Source organism: Corallococcus llansteffanensis (genome assembly GCF_003612055.1).
GTDB classification, from domain to species: domain Bacteria; phylum Myxococcota; class Myxococcia; order Myxococcales; family Myxococcaceae; genus Corallococcus; species Corallococcus llansteffanensis.
In genome coordinates this window covers 1-17,176 of sequence record NZ_RAWB01000163.1, presented here as the reverse complement: position 1 = coordinate 17,176, position 17,176 = coordinate 1, and the positions used below count along the sequence as shown (strand labels likewise).

Below are 17,176 nucleotides of genomic sequence, written 5' to 3'. Positions count from 1 at the left end.
TGACGGGGACGGTGAAGCTGCCGGACAACGTCGAGATGGTGATGCCGGGCGACAACATCGCGATCGAGGTGGAACTCATCACCCCGGTGGCCATGGAGAAGGAGCTGCGGTTCGCCGTTCGTGAGGGCGGCCGCACGGTGGGCGCGGGCGTCGTGGCGGAAATCATCGCGTAGCACTCAGGCCACCGGGCTCTCCGGAATGCCCTTCTGGGCAGTTCTGGAGAGCAGGTGGGAATCCAGTTGCAACCCATGGGGTGTGGTGGTACACACCGCGCCCCTTCGTTCCGAAGAAACGGTTCTCTGAAATCCAGGCGTTGACGGGCGTACCGCCTCTCGGTTCAGAGGTCGTTCAAAGAGGTTCTTTCGAATGGCGACACAGAAGATCCGCATCCGGTTGAAGGCGTACGACTCGAAGCTCCTGGACCAGAGTGCTGGGGAGATCGTCGAGACGGCCAAGCGCACGGGCGCCAAGGTGGCCGGTCCGATCCCCCTGCCGACGCGCATCAACAAGTTCACCGTGCTGCGTTCGCCGCACGTGGACAAGAAGAGCCGCGAGCAGTTCGAGATCCGCACGCACAAGCGCCTGCTCGATATCCTTGAGCCGACCCAGCAGACGCTGGATGCGCTGATGAAGCTGGATCTGTCTGCCGGCGTTGACGTCGAGATCAAGTCCTAGGAAGCGGGATGGCGTCGGAGTGGTTTCACTCTGACCCCCGAGGAAAGTGCCATGGCGAAGTTTGACGTAGTCGACCTGGATTTGAAGAAGGTTTCGGAGATCGAACTCTCCGACGATATCTTCGGTGCCGAGCAGAACACCCACCTGTTCTACGAGGTGGCGAAGATGCAGCAGATCAACCGGCGCCGGGGTACGGTCGGGGTGAAGAACACCTCGCTCGTCAGCGGCGGCGGTAAGAAGCCCTGGAAGCAGAAGGGCACCGGCCGGGCCCGTCAGGGTTCCATCCGCGCTTCCCACTGGGTGGGCGGCGGCAAGGCGATGGCTCCCAAGGCGCGTGACTACTTCTACCGTCCGCCGCGCAAGGTTCGTCGGGGGGCGCTGCGCGCCGTCCTGTCCCTGCGCGCCCAGGAGAAGCAGCTCATCATCCTGGACGGTTTCAAGCTGGATGCCCCGAAGTCGAAGCAGGCCTTCGAGGTCCTCACCCGGCGTCTGAAGCTCCAGAACGCGCTGATCATCGACGAGCGCGGCAACACCAACCTGCACCGCAGTGTGCGCAACCTGGCGAAGTTCGACGTGCTGCCGCCCGAGGGTCTGAACCTCGAGTCCGTGCTCAAGCACTCGCACCTCGTCCTGACGTCCGCGGCCGCCAAGGCGCTTGAGGGGTCCCTGTCATGAATCTGAACGACGTCATCAAGGGGCCGCTCATCACGGAGAAGCTGGACAAGGCCCGCGAGAAGTTCCGCCAGTACTCGTTCATCGTGGACCGCAAGGCCACGAAGCACGACGTGTCCCGCGCGGTGCAGGCCCTGTTCAAGGTCACGGTGGAGGGTGTCAACACCAACATCGTGCGCGGCAAGACGAAGCGGGTGGGCAAGAGCATCGGCCAGCGCCCCAACTTCAAGAAGGCGGTCGTCACCCTCAAGGAAGGTGACAAGATCGAACTCTTCGAGGGGGGGGCGGTCTGACGCCACTGGCGACAGATCAGCCTGAGACGAGGAACACACCATGGGCATCAAGAAGTACAAGCCGACCAGCGCCGCCCGCCGTCTGATGACGGTGTCCGACTTCGCGGACATCACCAAGGACTCGCCCGAGAAGGCCCTCACCGAGCCGCTCAAGCGCTCGGGTGGCCGCAACGTTCACGGGCACATCACCCGTCGTCACCAGGGTGGCGGTCACAAGCGTCGTTACCGCACCATCGACTTCAAGCGTCGGGACAAGGACGGCGTGCCTGCGAAGGTCGTCGCCGTCGAGTACGACCCGAACCGCACCGCGAACATCGCCCTCCTGCACTACGCGGACGGCGAGAAGCGCTACATCCTGGCCCCTGTCGGCCTGAGCGTGGGCGACACCGTCTTCGCCGGCGCCACCTCCGACATCCGGCCTGGCAACAGCCTCCCGCTGCAGAACATCCCGGTGGGCACCGTCATCCACAACGTGGAGCTGAAGCCGGGCCGTGGCGCCCAGGTCATCCGCTCCGCGGGCACTTCCGGCCAGCTGATGGCGAAGGAAGAGCGCTACGCCCAGGTCCGCATGCCGTCGGGCGCCGTGCGCAAGGTGCTCATCGAGTGCCGCGCCACCGTGGGCCAGGTGGGCAACATCGAGCACGAAATCATTCGCATCGGCAAGGCGGGCAAGAGCCGCTGGCTGGGCATCCGTCCCACCGTCCGCGGTCTGGCGATGAACCCCGTTGACCACCCGCACGGTGGTGGCGAAGGCAAGTCCGGCCAGGGTAACCCGCACCCGGTGTCTCCGTGGGGCAAGAAGACCAAGGGCCTCACCACGCGCACCAACAAGCGCACCGACAAATTCATCGTGAGCGGCCGCCGTCAGGGCGCGCGCAGCCAGTAAGAGGATTTGAAACATGGCTCGTTCGATCAAGAAGGGTCCGTTCGTCGATGATCACCTCCTCAAGAAGATCGAGGGGATGATCGCGGCGAACAAGAAGGCGGTCGTCAAGACCTGGTCCCGGCGCTCCACGATTCTCCCTGAGTTCGTGGGTCACACCTTCGCCGTGCACAACGGCAAGAAGTTCATTCCGGTGTTCGTCACGGAGAACATGGTGGGCCACAAGCTCGGCGAGTTCGCCCCGACGCGTACCTTCGGTGGCCACTCGGCGGAGAAGAAGGTCGCCAAGGCCCCGGGCAAGTAGCCCGTTCGCACGCCTGAGAGCCTGAGGAGATGACCATGGAGTCGACTGCACATCTGCGTCACCTGCGCATGAGCCCGCGCAAGCTTTCCCTCGTAGCGGCGCTCATCCGGGGCAAGCCTGTTGAGGCCGCCCTGAACATCCTGAAGTTCACCCCGCGCGCTGCTGCGCGGCCGGTGGAGAAGCTCATCAAGAGCGCCGTCGCGAACGCGACGGACTTGTCCAAGGGGCAGGTCGACGTGGATACCCTCTACGTCAAGACCATCTCCGTGGATCAGGCCGCCACCCAGCGCCGGTTCATGCCGCGCGCCATGGGGCGCGCGACGCCCATCCAGAAGAAGTCCGCCCACGTCCACGTCGTGTTGGCAGACGCCAAGAAGTAGGACCCGTCGGGCCCTGCCCGGACGCACCAAGGAGAATCAGTTTGGGACAGAAAGTACATCCGATCGGGTTCCGGCTCGGCGTCATCAAGACCTGGGACTCCAAGTGGTTCGAGCACAAGAACTACGCCCAGTGGCTCCACGAGGACATTCGCATCCGCGAGTTCGTGAAGAAGTCACTGAACCACGCGGGCGTCTCCAAGGTGGAGATTGAGCGCGCCGCCAACAAGGTGAAGGTCAACGTCCACACCGCTCGGCCGGGCATCGTCATCGGCAAGCGCGGCGCGGGCATCGAGACCGTCAAGAAGGACCTGCAGCAGTTCACCAAGAACGAGGTCTTCCTGAACATCGTCGAGGTCCGCAAGGCCGAGACGGACGCGCAGCTCGTGGCGGAGAACATCGCCACGCAGCTCGAGCGCCGCATTGCCTTCCGCCGCGCCATGAAGAAGGCGCTGCAGACGGCGATGAAGTTCGGGGCCAAGGGCATCCGTATTGCCTGCTCGGGTCGCCTGGGTGGCGCCGAGATGGCGCGCTACGAGTGGTACCGCGAGGGCCGCGTGCCCCTGCACACCCTTCGTGCGGACATCGACTTCGGCTTCGCCGAGGCCAAGACGACCTACGGCAAGATTGGCTGCAAGGTCTGGATCTGCAAGGGCGAGGTCCTCCCGGGCAAGGGCGGCCAGGCCCCCCTGCCCACCAACCGGTAAGACGCCCTCCGCGGGGTGGGTTGAAAGACCCGCCCTGCCCGTGAGGCACGAAGGACAGCGACGATGCTTCAGCCTGCTCGAACCAAATACCGAAAGATGCAGAAGGGCCGCATGGGCGGCGCGGCCCACCGGGGCAGCGACCTCACGTATGGTGAGTTCGGCCTGGTGAGCCTCCAGCCGGGCTGGATCACCTCGCGGCAGATCGAGGCGGCCCGTATCGCGATGACCCGCCACGTGAAGCGCGGTGGCAAGATCTGGATCCGGATCTTCCCGGACAAGCCCATCACGAAGAAGCCCGCCGAGACCCGAATGGGTACCGGCAAGGGTGGCGTGGAGTACTACGTCGCGGTGGTCAAGCCGGGTCGCGTCCTCTACGAGATGGAGGGCATGACGAACGAGATCGCCAGAGGGGCGCTGAAGCTGGCGCAGGCGAAGCTGCCGCTGCTCACCAAGATCGTGCAGCGCAAGGATCTCTCGCTGTAGTCACGCACCGCGGCGGGCGTCCCACCTGGTAACAGGGGAGGACGTCCGCATCGCGCCGAGGAGACAAGATGGCGACTGCGAAGGAATTGAAGGACCTGTCGACGGACGACCTGCAGAATCGCGCGAAGGAACTGCGCGACACGCTGGTCCAGGATCGACTGAAGCGCCGGACCGGCTCGCTGGACAGCCCTGCTGAGGGCGTGCAGCATCGCAAGGATCTGGCCCGCATCCTCACCGTTCTGGGCGAGAAGGCCCGGGCCGCGAAGGCGGGGTAGTTGTAGCAGTGCATCCGCGATGGCGTCCGGCCTCACCGGGCGTCCGCGGCCATCCGGGCAGAGGGCCCGGGTGCATGACAGACAGTGAGAACCAACATGGCTGAAGCGACCGAAACGCCCGCTGCCGAGACCTCCACCCGGGGTCGTCCCAAGACCCGCGTGGGCATCGTCACCTCCAACAAGATGCAGAAGACGGTGGTCGTCACCGTCCAGCGCCGCGCTCCCCATCCGAAGTACGGGAAGATCATGAGCCTGCGCGAGAAGTACAAGGCGCACGTCGAGGATCACGACTACCCGAAGAAGGTCACCATCAACGAGGGTGACCGGGTGCGCATCGCCGAGACCAAGCCCGCTTCGAAGGACAAGCGTTGGCGCGTGGTCGAGGTGTTGGAGAAGAGCAAGAACGTCTAGGTAGGCCACACCGGGTCCGCACGCCATGAAGCGGGCGGCCTGGTTCGAGCAAGAGGAGACTTCACATGATTCAGATGCAGAGTGTGCTCGATGTGGCCGACAACTCGGGCGCCAAGAAGGTGTTTTGCATCAAGGTTCTCGGCGGCTCCAAGCGCAAGTATGCCTCCATCGGCGACGTGATTGTCGTGTCGATCCGTGAGGCGCTGCCCAACTCCAAGGTGAAGAAGGGTGACGTGGCCAAGGCCGTCATCGTCCGCACCCGTCGCGAGGTGGGTCGTGCGGATGGCAGCTACATCAAGTTCGACGGCAACTCGGCGGTCCTCATCAACAAGGACCTGGAGCCCATCGGGACGCGCATCTTTGGGCCGGTCGCCCGTGAGCTGCGTGCCCGCAAGTTCATGAAGATCATCTCGCTGGCGCCCGAGGTCCTCTAAGAGGACGCAGGTCTGACGGCGAACAGCCAGAGTGAGGAAGCCATGCAGAAGCTGAAAGTCGGTGACACGATCCAGGTCATCTCCGGGTCCGAGCGCTCGGAGAAGACGCCGGCGACGAAGCGCGGCAAGGTGCTGAAGGTCGACCGGGAGGCGGGCCGCGTGACGGTCGAGGGCCTGCGCCTGGTCAAGCGCCACATGCGCAAGACGCCGCAGAGCCCCGAGGGCGGCATCATTGAGAAGCCGGGCACCATCGCGCTCTCGAACGTCCAGGTGGTGTGCGCCAAGTGTGACAAGCCGACCCGCGTCGGCATCCGCACGGAGGGCGAGTCCCTCAAGCGGTTCTGCAAGCAGTGTGACGCCCTGATTGACTAGGGGTCCGTGTTCGGGCATGTATGCGCGCCCCTTGACCCACCTTGAGGTGGGGCAGGCGGGCGTGCACGTCTGGAAGGCTGAAATTGTTGAGCCTTCCAGGTGTTTCCAGGTTCCAGAAGAAGGACTGATCGGGCGCGCTGGGTCCACGACGGCGCTCCGAAGCAGAGGACTGAAAAATGGCTGACGAGAAGAAGGCCGAACCGAAGGAAAAGAAGGAAAAGAAGCGCGGCCGCAAGGAAGAAGCCAAGAAGGTCGGCTTCGCCGCGAACATCGAGGAGGGCCTGAAGGCCCGCTCGGCGCGTCTGAAGGACCGCTTCCGCAAGGAAGGCGTTCCCGCGCTGATGAAGGAGCTGGGGCTCAACAACCCCATGGAAGTGCCGCGGCTGGAGAAGATCGTCGTCAACATGGGTCTGGGCGAGGCGCTCGCCAACAACAAGATCCTGGAGTCGGCGGTGGACCAGCTTGCAGCCATCACCGGCCAGAAGCCGGTCGTGACGCGCGCGCGCAAGTCCATCGCGAACTTCAAGCTGCGCCAGGGCCAGGCCATCGGTGCTGCGGTCACGCTGCGCGGCGACCGTATGTTCGAGTTCATGGACCGTCTGATCTCCGTCGCGCTGCCGCGCGTGCGTGACTTCAAGGGCGTGTCCCCGAAGGCCTTCGACGGGAAGGGCAACTACACGCTCGGAGTGCGCGAGCAGATCATCTTCCCGGAAATCAACTACGATCAGATCGAGAAGGTGAAGGGGCTCAACATCAGCTTCGTCACCACCGCCCCGAACGACGAGCAGGGACTGGCGCTGATGCGTCACTTCGGCATGCCGTTCCGTCAGTAGGACCGAGTTCAGGACTCCCATCGATCATGGCCAAGCTCTCCAAGATTGCCCAGGCAAAGCGCAAGCTGAAGTTCCCCGTGCGCCAGTACAACCGCTGCCCGCTGTGCGGTCGTCCTCGCGCCTTCCTGCGCAAGTTCAAGATGTGCCGTATCTGCCTGCGCCACCGTGCGCTGCGCGGCGAGATCACCGGCGTCACCAAGTCGTCCTGGTAGGCGCTGGACCCGCGGTGCCGGCCCTGTCCTGAAGAGGGCGGGGCGTCACACCGCTGAAAGAGAAGAGCAGTGGCGGTCACCACGAACCCCCGGGATGGGCCCGGCAGGCGTAGTGGCTGCAAGCGCGGAGTCGCCCTGAAGGGGACGCCGCTTCGGAAGGTGTTTCATGCCGGTCAATGATCCCGTTGGCGACATGCTGACCCGCCTGCGCAATGCTTCTCGCGCGCGGCACGACAAGGTCGTCATCCCCCACTCGAAGCTCAAGGTCGAGATCGTCAAGGTCCTCAAGGACGAGGGCTATATTGGCGACTTCACCATCCACGAGCTCGCGCCGCAGAGCGAGATCTCCGTCCAGCTGAAGTACGGCCCGGACCGCAGCCCTGCCATCACCGGCATCCACCGTGTGTCGAAGCCCGGTCTGCGCCGCTACGTGGCGGTCCGCGAGATCCCGCAGGTGCTGGGAGGCATGGGCATCTCCATCCTCTCCACTTCGCGCGGCATCCTGGTGGACACCGAGGCCCGGAAGCAGAAGGTCGGCGGCGAGCTGCTCTGCAAGGTCTACTAGCCAGGAGTCTGGGTGTTGCGCCCCGCGAGGAGCGCGCCCCAGGCGACGACAGCACGAGGCAATCATGAGTCGGATTGGAAAACTGGCGATCAAGCTTGGCGACAAGACGAAGGTCAATGTCGCCAACCAGCAGGTCAACTTCGAAGGCCCCAAGGGCAAGCTGTCCGTCAGGCTCCCCGCCAAGGTGAAGGTGGAGGTGAAGGACGGCCAGGTGACGGTGCAGCGCGAGGACGATTCTCGCGAGGCCCGCAGCCTCCACGGCCTGACGCGCACCATCCTCGCCAATGCGGCGAAGGGTGTGTCGACGGGCTTCGAGAAGCGCCTGGACATCCGCGGCGTTGGTTTCCGCGCGGAAGTGAAGGGCAAGGCGATCCACTTCTCGCTCGGCTACTCGCACCCGGTGGTGTTCAACCTGCCGGAAGGCGTGACGGCGGAAGTCGACAAGGCGTCTCGCACCGAGGACAGCCTTCCCACGGTGGGGCTGACGCTCCGCTCGGCGGACAAGGAAGCCCTGGGCGCCACGGCGGTCAACATCCGCTCGCTGCGTCCGCCGGAGCCCTATAAGGGCAAGGGCATCAAGTACGCCGAGGAGCGCATCCGTCGCAAGGAGGGCAAGACCGGTACGACGTAGTCTTCGTCCCGTCTTCGCCGATAGTTCAACCCTGCCAGGCCCTGGGGCCAGGCGGAATCATCCGGCGGCGGAAGGCCGCATCGCCGCCGGACGGAAAAGGAAGCAGCCATGTCCAAGGTCGATCAGCGTCTCAAGAGGAAGAACCGCATCCGCAAGAAGCTCTCGGGAACCACCGAGCGCCCGCGGCTTACGGTGTACAAGAGCCTCAAGCACATCTACGCGCAGGTGGTGGACGATTCCACCGGCCGCACGCTGGCGTATGCTTCGTCCCTGTCCAAGGAGCTGAAGGGCAAGGACGAGGGCGACAAGAAGGCCGACGCCAAGCGGGTGGGTTCTCTCATCGCGGAGAAGTGCAAGGCCGCCAATGTCGACGCGGTGGTTTTCGACCGCAACGGCTTCCCCTACCATGGGCGCATCGCTGCCGTGGCCGACGCCGCGCGCGAAGCCGGCCTGAAGTTCTAGGTACCAGAAAGGAATTCCTCAAGTGGCAACTCCGATCAATCCGAACGATCTGGACCTGACCGACCGCGTGGTGAACATCAACCGCGTGGCCAAGGTGGTGAAGGGTGGCCGTCGGTTCTCGTTCGCCGCGCTCGTCGTGGTGGGCGATGGCAACGGGCACGTGGGCGTGGGCCTGGGCAAGGCCAACGAAGTCCCCGAGGCCATCCGCAAGGGCGGCGAGAACGCGAAGAAGAACCTGTTCCGCGTTCCGCGCATGGGTCACACCATTCCGCACGAGATCCTGGGGCACTTCGGTGCCGGCTGGGTGCTCCTGAAGCCGGCCAGCGAAGGTACGGGCGTCATCGCTGGCGGTGCGGTGCGCGCGGTCCTCGAGGCGGCGGGCATCCGCAACATCCTGACCAAGAGCCAGGGTTCGCGGAATCCGCACAACGTGCTGAAGGCCACCGTCGCCGGCCTGAAGCTGCTGCGCAGCGCGGAGCAGGTCGCGCGGCTGCGTGGCAAGGACGTCGAGACGCAGAAGCTCGCGGGCGAGGCGAGGGGCTAGCCATGGCGCTCAAGGTCAAGCTGATGAAGAGCTTCTCGGGTTCTTCCGAGGACATGCTGGCCACCATCCGTGGCCTCGGTCTGAAGAAGTTCGGTGACGAGCGGCTGTTGAAGGACACCCCGGCGGTGCGCGGCATGGTGTTCAAGGTGAAGCACCTGGTCTCCCTGGAGACGGTCACCCAGGAGGCCCCGGCGCCCAAGCGTCGCAAGCCCCGGAAGATCGTCACCCGGGACCGCGCCCTGGAGCGCCTGGCCGCCAAGGCCAAGGCCTGAGGAACGAGGATCCAACATGAGTGTCCTGACAAACCTGAAGCGTCCCGAGGGCTCCTGGCACCGCAAGAAGCGCGTCGGTCGTGGCCAGGGTAGCGGCCTCGGCAAGACGGCCGGCCGCGGCGGCAAGGGCCAGAAGGCCCGCTCCGGCAACATGCGGTTCGAAGGCTTCGAAGGCGGTCAGAGCCCGCTGCAGCGCCGCCTGCCGAAGTTCGGTTTCAACCCGCCCAACCGCACCGTGTACGCGGTGGTGAACCTGGGTGACCTGGAGCACGTGTTCGACGCGGGCGCCACGGTGGACGAGGCCGCGCTGAAGCAGGCGGGCCTGGTCAAGGGTCGTTATGACGGTGTGAAGGTTCTGGCCCACGGGGAGCTCGCCAAGAAGCTCACCGTGCGCGTGAACAAGGTGTCCGCGGCGGCTCGCGAGAACATCGAGAAGGCGGGGGGCTCCGTGGAGGAGCTTCCGCTGATGGCGCACAAGCCCGAGTCGGCCGCCAAGGCCCATTCTGGCAAGGGCGTCAAGGCTCCTCGCCAGCCCCGGGCGTAGGCGTGATAGGCGCGCATCACGGTGATGTGGTGCGCGTCCTCAGCCTTGTGTAGGCTTCCGCGCCCCTTTCCGGAACCGGAGAGGGGCGTTTGTTGTTGCTGGCAGAACCTCTTGAAGAGGATGGCTTTCCCGTGGCCCTGAACGCCTTCGCCAATGTCTTCCGCATCGCGGAGCTGCGCAGCCGGCTTGCGTACACGCTCGTGCTGCTGTCCGTCTATCGCATCGGCATCTTCATCAACACGCCGGGCGTGGACCGCTCCGCGATGAACGCGTTCATGGACGCCCAGAAGCAATCGGGCGGCCTGGTGTCGCTGTTCAACCTCTTCTCCGGCGGCGCGCTGGAGCAGATGTCCATCTTCGGTCTGGGCATCATGCCGTACGTGAGCGCCTCCATCATCATCCAGCTGCTGGCGGTGGTGGTGCCCAGCCTGGAGCGGCTCCAGAAGGAAGGCGCCGCGGGCCGCCAGAAGATCAACCAGTACACCCGCTACGGCAGCATCGTGCTGTCGGTCGTGCAGGGTGTGGGCATCTCGCGGTGGCTGGCCTCGCTGGGCCGCTCCGACGCGGGCCAGGGCGGCTTCAACCAGGTGGTCGTGCCCAACGACAACCTCTGGTTCACCTTCATGACGGTCGTCAGCCTCACGGCGGGCACGGCCTTCATCATGTGGCTGGGCGAGCGCATCACCGAGCGCGGCATCGGCAACGGCATCTCGCTCATCATCTTCGCGGGCATCGTGGCGCGCGTGCTGCCCGGGGCGAAGCAACTGCTGGACCTGACGACGCAGGAAGTGGTGAACGCGGCTGCGGTGCTGGGCCTGCTGTTCTTCATGCTCCTCATCATCGGCGTGGTGGTCTACGTGGAGCGGGGCATGCGGCGGGTGCCCATCCAGTACGCCAAGCGCATGGCGGGCCGCCGGATGTTCGCGGGACAGGCGACGTACTTCCCGATGAAGGTGAATGCCTCGGGCGTGATTCCCCCCATCTTCGCCGGCGCGGTGCTGTCGTTCCCGGCGACGCTGGGCGCGTGGTTCCCCTTCCTGCAAGGCTTCCAGCGCAGCATCGAGGGCAACCTCTGGGTCTACAACGGCCTGTTCGTGCTGCTGGTGGTGTTCTTCTCCTACTTCTACACGGCGCTCACCTTCCGGCCGGATGACGTGGCGGACAACATCAAGAAGCAGGGTGGCTACATCCCCGGCATCCGCCCGGGTCGTCAGACGGCGGAGTTCATCGAGCGCGTGCTGAATCGGCTCACGTTCGGTGGCGCCATCTACCTGGCCATCATCTGCGTGATTCCGTCAGTCATCAGCAGCGTGCTGGGGGTGCGCTTCACGTTCGGTGGCACGGCGCTCCTCATCGTGGTGGGCGTGGCGCTGGACACGGTTCAGCAGATCGAGGGCCATCTCATCAGCCGCAACTACGAAGGCTTCGCGGGTCCGCGTGGTCCGCGCATCCGCGGTCGGGTTCGCGTGGCGGCCTGACGGCTGGTGGCTGTGTTCCGGGCGCCTCTCTCCAATGGTGGGGAGGGGCGCCTCGTCGTTCAAGGATGGACGCTGGTGCAAAGGAGCGACATGAACCTCATCCTGTTGGGGCCGCCGAACGCCGGGAAGGGAACCCAGGCGAAGAAGCTCTACGCGGACTTCCACATCCCGCAGATCTCCACCGGGGACATCCTGCGCAAGGCCGTGAAGGATGGCACGGCGCTGGGCAAGGTCGCCGGGCCGTTGATGGCCGCGGGGCAGTACGTGCCGGACGACGTCGTCATCGGCATCGTGGAAGAGCGGCTGAAGGAGCCGGACGTGGCCCAGGGCTTCGTGCTCGACGGCTTCCCACGCACCCCCGGGCAGGCGGACGCACTGGACCGGATGCTCACCCGGTTGGGCCGCCAACTGGACGCGGTCGTGTCCCTGGAGGTCCCTCACTCCACGCTCGTCGAGCGCGGGTCCGGGCGGCGCGTGTGTCCCAATGACGGGGCCGTCTACCACGTCACCCAGAGCCCTCCGAAGCGCGCGGGTCTGTGCGACAAGTGCAGCTCCGAACTCGTGCAGCGCGAGGACGACACGCCCGAGGTCATCGAGCGGCGCCTGCGGAAGTACGACGCGGAGACGTCCCCCCTGAAGGACTTCTACGCCCAGAAGGGGCTCCTCAAGAGCGTGGACGGCGTCGGGTCTCCCGAGGGCATCTACGAGGAGATCAAGAAGGCCGCCGGTCGTTCTGCCTGAGCAGGTACCAGGCAGCGGGGCAGGGCCGGGAAGGTCCGGACTCCCGTCCCACCGGTCGCGGGTTCCTGAAAGCAGCATGCTGGTAGTGAAAGAGGCGCCAGGCCGGCGTCCAAGGGTTACCACGGCTTCCCGGGGGCTTTGCGCCTCGGGGAACCCGGATACGCCGAGGTTGGTGGCCCTGGAGGGCGAGTGGACGGCCGTCACGGTGGACGGCAAGTTGTCCGCGCACTTCGAGCACACCATCCTGACCTGGAGCGGGGCTGGAAGTGCTCACCCCGTGATCCTGATGGCTCCCGGACCCAGGGTGAAATAGGGTGATGTCAGGGGCTGTTGATAGGAGTCCCAGTTTCGATTCGCGCGGCGCTTGCTACTTACGGACCAAAGTGTTATCCCGCCGCGCTTCCAGAAGGTTCGTGGTCCGGGAAGAAGGTTGACGCTTGCCGAAGGATGATTCCATCGAAGTCGAGGGGACCGTCATGGAACCCCTACCGAACGCGATGTTCCGCGTGGTGCTGGACAACGGCCACAAGGTCCTCGCGCACATCTCGGGCAAGATGCGGATGCACTTCATCCGCATCCTCCCGGGCGACAAGGTGAAGGTCGAGTTGTCTCCGTATGACCTGACCCGCGGACGGATCACGTACCGGGCCAAGTAATTCGTGCCGGCCGCCTTCGCGGACCGGCTGTTGTGTTTTCTCCGCTGAAGGAAGGAAGTTCGCTCCATGAAGGTTCGGGCGTCCGTCAAGAAGATCTGCGACAAGTGCAAGGTTGTCCGCCGCAAGGGCATCGTGCGCGTCATCTGCGCTTCCAACCCCCGGCACAAGCAGCGCCAGGGCTAACGGTCCCCCAGGGACCGTAAGCCTCAGACCAACTCCAAAACGAAGGAAGACCGAAGATGGCTCGTATCGCCGGCATCGATCTGCCGCCCAACAAGCGTGCGGTGATCTCGCTCCAGTACATCTACGGGATCGGTAACAAGACCGCGCACGATATCATCGAGGCGGCGGGCATCGATCTCACCACTCGGACAAAGGACCTCACCGAGGAGCAGGCTCGAAAGATCCGTGAGATCATCGAGGCGAGCTACAAGGTCGAGGGTGACCTCCGGCGCGAAGTGACCATGAACATCAAGCGGCTCATGGACCTGGGATGCTACCGGGGTCTGCGTCACCGCAAGGGTCTTCCGGTTCGCGGCCAGCGCACCCACACGAATGCGCGTACCCGCAAGGGTCCCAAGCGCGGCATCGTTCGCGCGAAGCCGGCCGCTCCGGCCCGCTAAACCCTCTGGCGCCCGCAGCCTCCTTTCGTGAGGCGCGGGCGTTGATCACCTACTCCCAGGAGCAGCGATTCACATGGCTGACGAGATCAATACCGCCGCCGCGCCGGCCGGTGCCGAGGGCGGCGAGGCCCCTGCGGCGAAGAAGAACAAGCGCAAGGGCAAGAAGAACATCCTCAACGGCGTGGTCCACATCCAGTCCACGTTCAACAACACCATCATCACGATCACGGACGTGTCCGGGAACGTGATCTCCTGGTCGTCGGCCGGGGCGCGCGGCTTCAAGGGCAGCCGCAAGTCCACGCCGTTCGCGGCGCAGGTGGCCGCTGGCGATGCCGCGGCGAAGGCGATGGAGCACGGCCTCAAGACCGTGACGGTGTTCGTGAAGGGCCCGGGCGCGGGCCGTGAGTCGGCGCTGCGCGCGCTGGCCGCCGCCGGCCTGAAGATCAGCCTCATCCGCGACGTGACGCCCATCCCGCACAACGGCTGCCGTCAGCCCAAGCGCCGTCGCGTCTAATCACCGCTTCGGGCCAGGCTCGCGTCCTCGCGAGCCGGCTCCAGACCATCTGCAAGGAGAATTTCCGTGGCCCGTTACACCGCGAGCGCCTGCCGTATCTGCCGGCGTGAGAACCTGAAGATGTACCTCAAGGGCGACCGTTGCTACACGGACAAGTGCGCCATCGAGCGCCGCCCCTATCCCCCCGGTCAGCATGGCCAGGGCCGCGTGAAGTTCTCCGGCTACGGCGTGCAGCTGCGCGAGAAGCAGAAGGTCAAGCGCATGTACGGCCTGCTCGAGAACCAGTTCCGCGGGTACTACCACCGCGCGTCCGCGGCCAAGGGCAAGACGGGTGAGAACCTGCTGCAGCAGCTGGAGCTCCGCCTGGACAACGTGGTGTTCCGCATGGGCTTCGCGGACACGCGCAACGAGGCGCGCCAGCTGGTGCGTCACGGTCACTTCCAGGTCAACGGTCGCCGGGTGAACATCCCGTCGTTCTCCGTGAAGCCGGGCAGCGCCGTGGAAGTGCTGGAGAAGAGCCGCAAGGTGCTGCGGATCTCCGAGGCGCTGGAGACGGTGGACCGCCGTGGCGTTCCCCAGTGGATCGACCTGGACAAGAAGGCGTTCAAGGGCACGGTGAAGACGGTCCCGAACCGCGAGGACCTGACCATGCCGATCCAGGAGCAGCTGATCGTCGAGTTGTACTCGAAGTAGTCCTGGGTGCCGGGCCCGCTTCCTCGGGCCCCTCCCTCAGTGGACGCCCTGGCCGATGTGGCCGGGGCGTCATTGCTTTGGTCGTCCGGAATATGCGCCCTGCGCGCGCCGGCCGACGCCGTTAGGCAGTCCCCCGCGTGCCCGTCCTCCCGTCACTCCGGCGGGGATGTTGGTGATGGCGCACGACCCGAGGAGCAGCACACATGGCTGACACGTTCGTTGCGAAGAACTGGCGCGACCTCATCAAGCCGCGCCGCATGGAAGTGGATCAGGACTCGCTGAGCACCACGTACGGGAAGTTCGTGGCGGAGCCGCTGGAGCGCGGCTTCGGAACGACGCTGGGCAACTCGCTGCGGCGGGTGCTGCTGTCGTCGCTGCAGGGCGCGGCCATCACGTCCGTGAAGATTGAAGGCGTGGACCACGAGTTCACGACCATCCCCGAGGTGGCCGAGGACGTCACGGACGTCGTGTTGAACCTGAAGGAGGTCCTCCTCCGGATGCACACGAACGAGCCGAAGACGCTGCGCATCGAGGTGGAGGGCCCCAAGGAGGTCAAGGCGGGCGACCTCATCGCGGACGCGGACGTGGAGATCCTCAACCCGGGTCACCACATCTGCACCGTGTCCGAGGGTGGCAAGGTGCGCATGGAACTGTCGTGCCGCCGGGGCCGTGGCTACGTCGCCGCGTCCACCAACAAGGTGCCGGGCGCGCCCATCGGGACGATCCCCATCGACTCGCTCTTCTCGCCCATCCGCAAGGTGAACTACCAGGTCACCAACGCGCGCGTCGGTCAGGTCACGGACTTCGACAAGCTGTCGCTCGAGGTGTGGACGGACGGCTCCGTGGTGCCGCAGGACGCGGTGGCGTACGCGGCGAAGATCATCAAGGAGCAGCTCACGGTGTTCGTGAACTTCGACGAGACCGAGGAGCCGGTCGTCGCCGAGGCGCCGAAGGAAGAGGCCAAGCTCAACGAGAACCTGTTCCGCTCGGTGGATGAGCTGGAGCTGTCCGTGCGCTCGGCCAACTGCCTGCAGCAAGCGAACATCAAGTCCATCGGTGACCTGGTCCAGCGCACCGAGGCGGAGATGCTCAAGACGAAGAACTTCGGCCGCAAGTCCTTGAAGGAGATCAAGGAGATCCTCGCGGAGATGGGCCTGTCGCTGGGCATGAAGCTGGAGAACTGGCCGCCGAAGAACGCGCCGGCTCCCGCGGCGCCCAAGGCCTAGTCGCAGTCGTTTCCCGTCGTCGCAGCACCTGTCCCGCATCCCACCGACACGGCTTCACGGTGGCGCGGGGCAGGGGGCCCTGGTACACAGGGCCCGATTCAACGGCGGCCCCCGGTGTCGGGGCCGTCCTTCCCACCCGGTACCTGACACGGCCGGAGTGGTGGGGTTCTCAACGAGGCCCCGGAGCACGCGCATGCGCCACAAGGTCGGACAAAGGAAGCTGCACCGCACCACGAGCCACCGGCTCGCGATGCTCAACAACATGGTCACCTCGCTGCTGGAGCACGGGGCCATCCGCACCACCGTTCCGAAGGCCAAGGAAGTCCGGCCGCTGGCGGAGCGCATCATCACCCTGGCCAAGCGCGGGGGCCTGTCCAACGTGCGCCTCGCGGCTCGCACCGTGAAGGACCGCGTGGTCCTCCAGAAGGTGTTCAGCGAGTACAAGGAGCGTTACGCCTCCCGTCCGGGTGGCTATACCCGCATCATTCGCCTGGGCTTCCGCCGGGGCGACGCCGCGGAGATGGCCCTCATCGAGCTGGTGGACCGTCCCGCGAAGGCCCCGGCCGCCGCCGAGACCGAAGCGCCCGCCGAGACGAAGTCCGAGGGCTAGCCGCCCGCAGTCCCACGTCGGGGCTGTAACAGCACCCAGGGCGCCTTCCCGAGTCGGGAGGGCGCCCTTCGTGTTTCCGGGGCCCGGAGGCCCCGCGACAGGACGCCGGACTACTTCTTCGGCGCGAGCAGGCGCTGCCACTCCACCTGGAGGTCCTGGGTGAGGTCCGCGTTGTCGTCCGGGCTGCGCATCTTCAGCGACTGGAAACGCAGGTCCGCGGGCGCGGTGACGCCGCCGGCGCCCAGGAGCTGCTTGGGGGTGATGGTGACGAAGTTGCCGGGCTGCACCTCCGCCACCGCGGCCCGGTACTGCTCGTTCACGATGATGGTGACGTCGCGCCAGACGTCCTGGCTCTCGTTCCAGATGGTCACCGAGGGCCGGTCCAGCTTGTCGCTGAGCACCAGGCGCGCGTCCATGTCCCCCGTCTCCAGGGAGCGGCCCGGACACGCGATGGCGAAGCTGGCGATGGACAGCACCACCCAGCCCGCGACGATGCCGGCCTTGTACTTGAAGAAGCGGTCGCTCTGGCGGAAGCCCGCCACCTGCTCCTTGAGGACGGAGAAGGTGTTGAGGACGACGTTGGAGGCCTCCGAGGCGACGCGCTTGCCCAGCGGGCCTTCCACCTTCTGCTTCTCCAGGGGCTCCGTGCGCGCGGCGCTCACGGCGCGCATGCCGGGGCTCGTGGC

The 17,176-nt window shown here is 65.6% G+C and carries 31 protein-coding genes; 30 read left to right on the top strand and 1 reads right to left on the bottom strand.

Annotation, left to right across the window (positions count from 1 at the left end; translation table 11 throughout):
* The 30 genes from D7V93_RS17280 to rplQ all read left to right on the top strand — a co-directional run.
* Positions 1 to 173, top strand: a 173-nt coding sequence (locus D7V93_RS17280) for an EF-Tu C-terminal domain-related protein (protein WP_504739570.1), incomplete at its 5' end; no start/stop codon positions are given.
* A 193-nt stretch (positions 174 to 366) separates the two neighbouring features.
* Complete coding sequence (gene rpsJ, locus D7V93_RS17275; RefSeq protein ID WP_002633608.1) at positions 367 to 675, top strand: 30S ribosomal protein S10; 309 nt, start codon at positions 367 to 369, stop codon at positions 673 to 675.
* A 51-nt stretch (positions 676 to 726) separates the two neighbouring features.
* Positions 727 to 1,350 carry a 50S ribosomal protein L4 gene (gene rplD / locus D7V93_RS17270; protein ID WP_120612993.1) on the top strand — a complete coding sequence of 208 codons (624 nt, stop codon included), beginning with the start codon at positions 727 to 729 and terminating at the stop codon, positions 1,348 to 1,350.
* Positions 1,347 to 1,640: a 50S ribosomal protein L23 gene (locus D7V93_RS17265; RefSeq protein WP_120532370.1), complete on the top strand. Its 294-nt coding sequence runs from the start codon at positions 1,347 to 1,349 to the stop codon at positions 1,638 to 1,640. Before rplD ends, D7V93_RS17265 begins: the two co-directional genes overlap by 4 nt.
* A 40-nt stretch (positions 1,641 to 1,680) precedes the next feature.
* Positions 1,681 to 2,526, top strand: a complete 846-nt coding sequence (rplB, locus tag D7V93_RS17260; RefSeq protein ID WP_120644453.1) for a 50S ribosomal protein L2 — start codon at positions 1,681 to 1,683, stop codon at positions 2,524 to 2,526.
* Between the two features lie 13 nt (positions 2,527 to 2,539).
* Positions 2,540 to 2,827: a 30S ribosomal protein S19 gene (rpsS, locus tag D7V93_RS17255; protein WP_014395864.1), complete on the top strand. Its 288-nt coding sequence runs from the start codon at positions 2,540 to 2,542 to the stop codon at positions 2,825 to 2,827.
* Between the two features lie 35 nt (positions 2,828 to 2,862).
* The gene (gene rplV, locus D7V93_RS17250; protein WP_120532368.1) at positions 2,863 to 3,207 is read left to right on the top strand and encodes a 50S ribosomal protein L22; all 345 of its coding nucleotides are present in this window, start codon (positions 2,863 to 2,865) and stop codon (positions 3,205 to 3,207) included.
* A gap of 41 nt (positions 3,208 to 3,248) precedes the next feature.
* Positions 3,249 to 3,911, top strand: coding sequence for a 30S ribosomal protein S3 (gene rpsC / locus D7V93_RS17245; RefSeq protein ID WP_120532367.1), 663 nt, complete (start codon positions 3,249 to 3,251; stop codon positions 3,909 to 3,911).
* Positions 3,912 to 3,974: 63 nt separating this feature from the next.
* Complete coding sequence (gene rplP / locus D7V93_RS17240; RefSeq protein WP_120543255.1) at positions 3,975 to 4,394, top strand: 50S ribosomal protein L16; 420 nt, start codon at positions 3,975 to 3,977, stop codon at positions 4,392 to 4,394.
* A 68-nt stretch (positions 4,395 to 4,462) separates the two neighbouring features.
* A complete protein-coding gene (rpmC, locus tag D7V93_RS17235) occupies positions 4,463 to 4,669 on the top strand; it encodes a 50S ribosomal protein L29 (protein ID WP_120612992.1) in 207 nt (68 codons plus the stop codon).
* Positions 4,670 to 4,753: 84 nt separating this feature from the next.
* A complete protein-coding gene (gene rpsQ, locus D7V93_RS17230) occupies positions 4,754 to 5,080 on the top strand; it encodes a 30S ribosomal protein S17 (RefSeq protein ID WP_169821648.1) in 327 nt (108 codons plus the stop codon).
* Positions 5,081 to 5,145: 65 nt separating this feature from the next.
* Positions 5,146 to 5,514 carry a 50S ribosomal protein L14 gene (gene rplN, locus D7V93_RS17225; RefSeq protein ID WP_014395870.1) on the top strand — a complete coding sequence of 123 codons (369 nt, stop codon included), beginning with the start codon at positions 5,146 to 5,148 and terminating at the stop codon, positions 5,512 to 5,514.
* 42 nt (positions 5,515 to 5,556) lie between these two features.
* Positions 5,557 to 5,886 carry a 50S ribosomal protein L24 gene (rplX, locus tag D7V93_RS17220; RefSeq protein ID WP_120612991.1) on the top strand — a complete coding sequence of 110 codons (330 nt, stop codon included), beginning with the start codon at positions 5,557 to 5,559 and terminating at the stop codon, positions 5,884 to 5,886.
* Positions 5,887 to 6,062: 176 nt separating this feature from the next.
* Complete coding sequence (gene rplE / locus D7V93_RS17215; RefSeq protein WP_120644452.1) at positions 6,063 to 6,719, top strand: 50S ribosomal protein L5; 657 nt, start codon at positions 6,063 to 6,065, stop codon at positions 6,717 to 6,719.
* 26 nt (positions 6,720 to 6,745) lie between these two features.
* Positions 6,746 to 6,931: a type Z 30S ribosomal protein S14 gene (locus tag D7V93_RS17210; RefSeq protein ID WP_120523541.1), complete on the top strand. Its 186-nt coding sequence runs from the start codon at positions 6,746 to 6,748 to the stop codon at positions 6,929 to 6,931.
* A 166-nt stretch (positions 6,932 to 7,097) separates the two neighbouring features.
* Complete coding sequence (gene rpsH / locus D7V93_RS17205; RefSeq protein ID WP_120612989.1) at positions 7,098 to 7,496, top strand: 30S ribosomal protein S8; 399 nt, start codon at positions 7,098 to 7,100, stop codon at positions 7,494 to 7,496.
* A gap of 64 nt (positions 7,497 to 7,560) precedes the next feature.
* Positions 7,561 to 8,127, top strand: coding sequence for a 50S ribosomal protein L6 (gene rplF / locus D7V93_RS17200; RefSeq protein ID WP_120612988.1), 567 nt, complete (start codon positions 7,561 to 7,563; stop codon positions 8,125 to 8,127).
* A gap of 108 nt (positions 8,128 to 8,235) precedes the next feature.
* Positions 8,236 to 8,589: a 50S ribosomal protein L18 gene (rplR, locus tag D7V93_RS17195; RefSeq protein ID WP_120644451.1), complete on the top strand. Its 354-nt coding sequence runs from the start codon at positions 8,236 to 8,238 to the stop codon at positions 8,587 to 8,589.
* Between the two features lie 22 nt (positions 8,590 to 8,611).
* A complete protein-coding gene (rpsE, locus tag D7V93_RS17190) occupies positions 8,612 to 9,133 on the top strand; it encodes a 30S ribosomal protein S5 (RefSeq protein WP_014395877.1) in 522 nt (173 codons plus the stop codon).
* A 2-nt stretch (positions 9,134 to 9,135) separates the two neighbouring features.
* On the top strand, positions 9,136 to 9,405 hold the full coding sequence (gene rpmD, locus D7V93_RS17185; protein ID WP_120644450.1) for a 50S ribosomal protein L30: 270 nt from the start codon (positions 9,136 to 9,138) through the stop codon (positions 9,403 to 9,405).
* A gap of 16 nt (positions 9,406 to 9,421) precedes the next feature.
* Positions 9,422 to 9,949: a 50S ribosomal protein L15 gene (rplO, locus tag D7V93_RS17180; protein WP_120644449.1), complete on the top strand. Its 528-nt coding sequence runs from the start codon at positions 9,422 to 9,424 to the stop codon at positions 9,947 to 9,949.
* A 131-nt stretch (positions 9,950 to 10,080) separates the two neighbouring features.
* Positions 10,081 to 11,427, top strand: a complete 1,347-nt coding sequence (gene secY / locus D7V93_RS17175; protein ID WP_120644448.1) for a preprotein translocase subunit SecY — start codon at positions 10,081 to 10,083, stop codon at positions 11,425 to 11,427.
* 90 nt (positions 11,428 to 11,517) lie between these two features.
* Positions 11,518 to 12,168 carry an adenylate kinase gene (locus D7V93_RS17170; protein WP_120644447.1) on the top strand — a complete coding sequence of 217 codons (651 nt, stop codon included), beginning with the start codon at positions 11,518 to 11,520 and terminating at the stop codon, positions 12,166 to 12,168.
* A gap of 437 nt (positions 12,169 to 12,605) precedes the next feature.
* Positions 12,606 to 12,824 (top strand): translation initiation factor IF-1, encoded by a 219-nt coding sequence (gene infA / locus D7V93_RS17165; RefSeq protein ID WP_002614803.1) that lies wholly within the window; start codon positions 12,606 to 12,608, stop codon positions 12,822 to 12,824.
* Positions 12,825 to 12,890: 66 nt separating this feature from the next.
* Positions 12,891 to 13,007 carry a 50S ribosomal protein L36 gene (gene rpmJ, locus D7V93_RS17160; protein ID WP_002633586.1) on the top strand — a complete coding sequence of 39 codons (117 nt, stop codon included), beginning with the start codon at positions 12,891 to 12,893 and terminating at the stop codon, positions 13,005 to 13,007.
* A 56-nt stretch (positions 13,008 to 13,063) separates the two neighbouring features.
* Positions 13,064 to 13,447, top strand: a complete 384-nt coding sequence (gene rpsM, locus D7V93_RS17155; RefSeq protein WP_120532354.1) for a 30S ribosomal protein S13 — start codon at positions 13,064 to 13,066, stop codon at positions 13,445 to 13,447.
* 73 nt (positions 13,448 to 13,520) lie between these two features.
* Positions 13,521 to 13,961, top strand: coding sequence for a 30S ribosomal protein S11 (gene rpsK / locus D7V93_RS17150; protein WP_120532353.1), 441 nt, complete (start codon positions 13,521 to 13,523; stop codon positions 13,959 to 13,961).
* A gap of 66 nt (positions 13,962 to 14,027) precedes the next feature.
* On the top strand, positions 14,028 to 14,654 hold the full coding sequence (rpsD, locus tag D7V93_RS17145; RefSeq protein WP_120612982.1) for a 30S ribosomal protein S4: 627 nt from the start codon (positions 14,028 to 14,030) through the stop codon (positions 14,652 to 14,654).
* 203 nt (positions 14,655 to 14,857) lie between these two features.
* The gene (locus tag D7V93_RS17140) at positions 14,858 to 15,880 is read left to right on the top strand and encodes a DNA-directed RNA polymerase subunit alpha (protein WP_120612981.1); all 1,023 of its coding nucleotides are present in this window, start codon (positions 14,858 to 14,860) and stop codon (positions 15,878 to 15,880) included.
* Positions 15,881 to 16,073: 193 nt separating this feature from the next.
* Positions 16,074 to 16,490, top strand: coding sequence for a 50S ribosomal protein L17 (rplQ, locus tag D7V93_RS17135; RefSeq protein WP_120543265.1), 417 nt, complete (start codon positions 16,074 to 16,076; stop codon positions 16,488 to 16,490).
* Positions 16,491 to 16,600: 110 nt separating this feature from the next.
* On the opposite strand, the gene D7V93_RS17130 is transcribed toward rplQ, so the two are convergent.
* Positions 16,601 to 17,176: hypothetical protein (locus D7V93_RS17130; RefSeq protein ID WP_120644446.1), on the bottom strand; the 576-nt coding region annotated here is incomplete at its 5' end.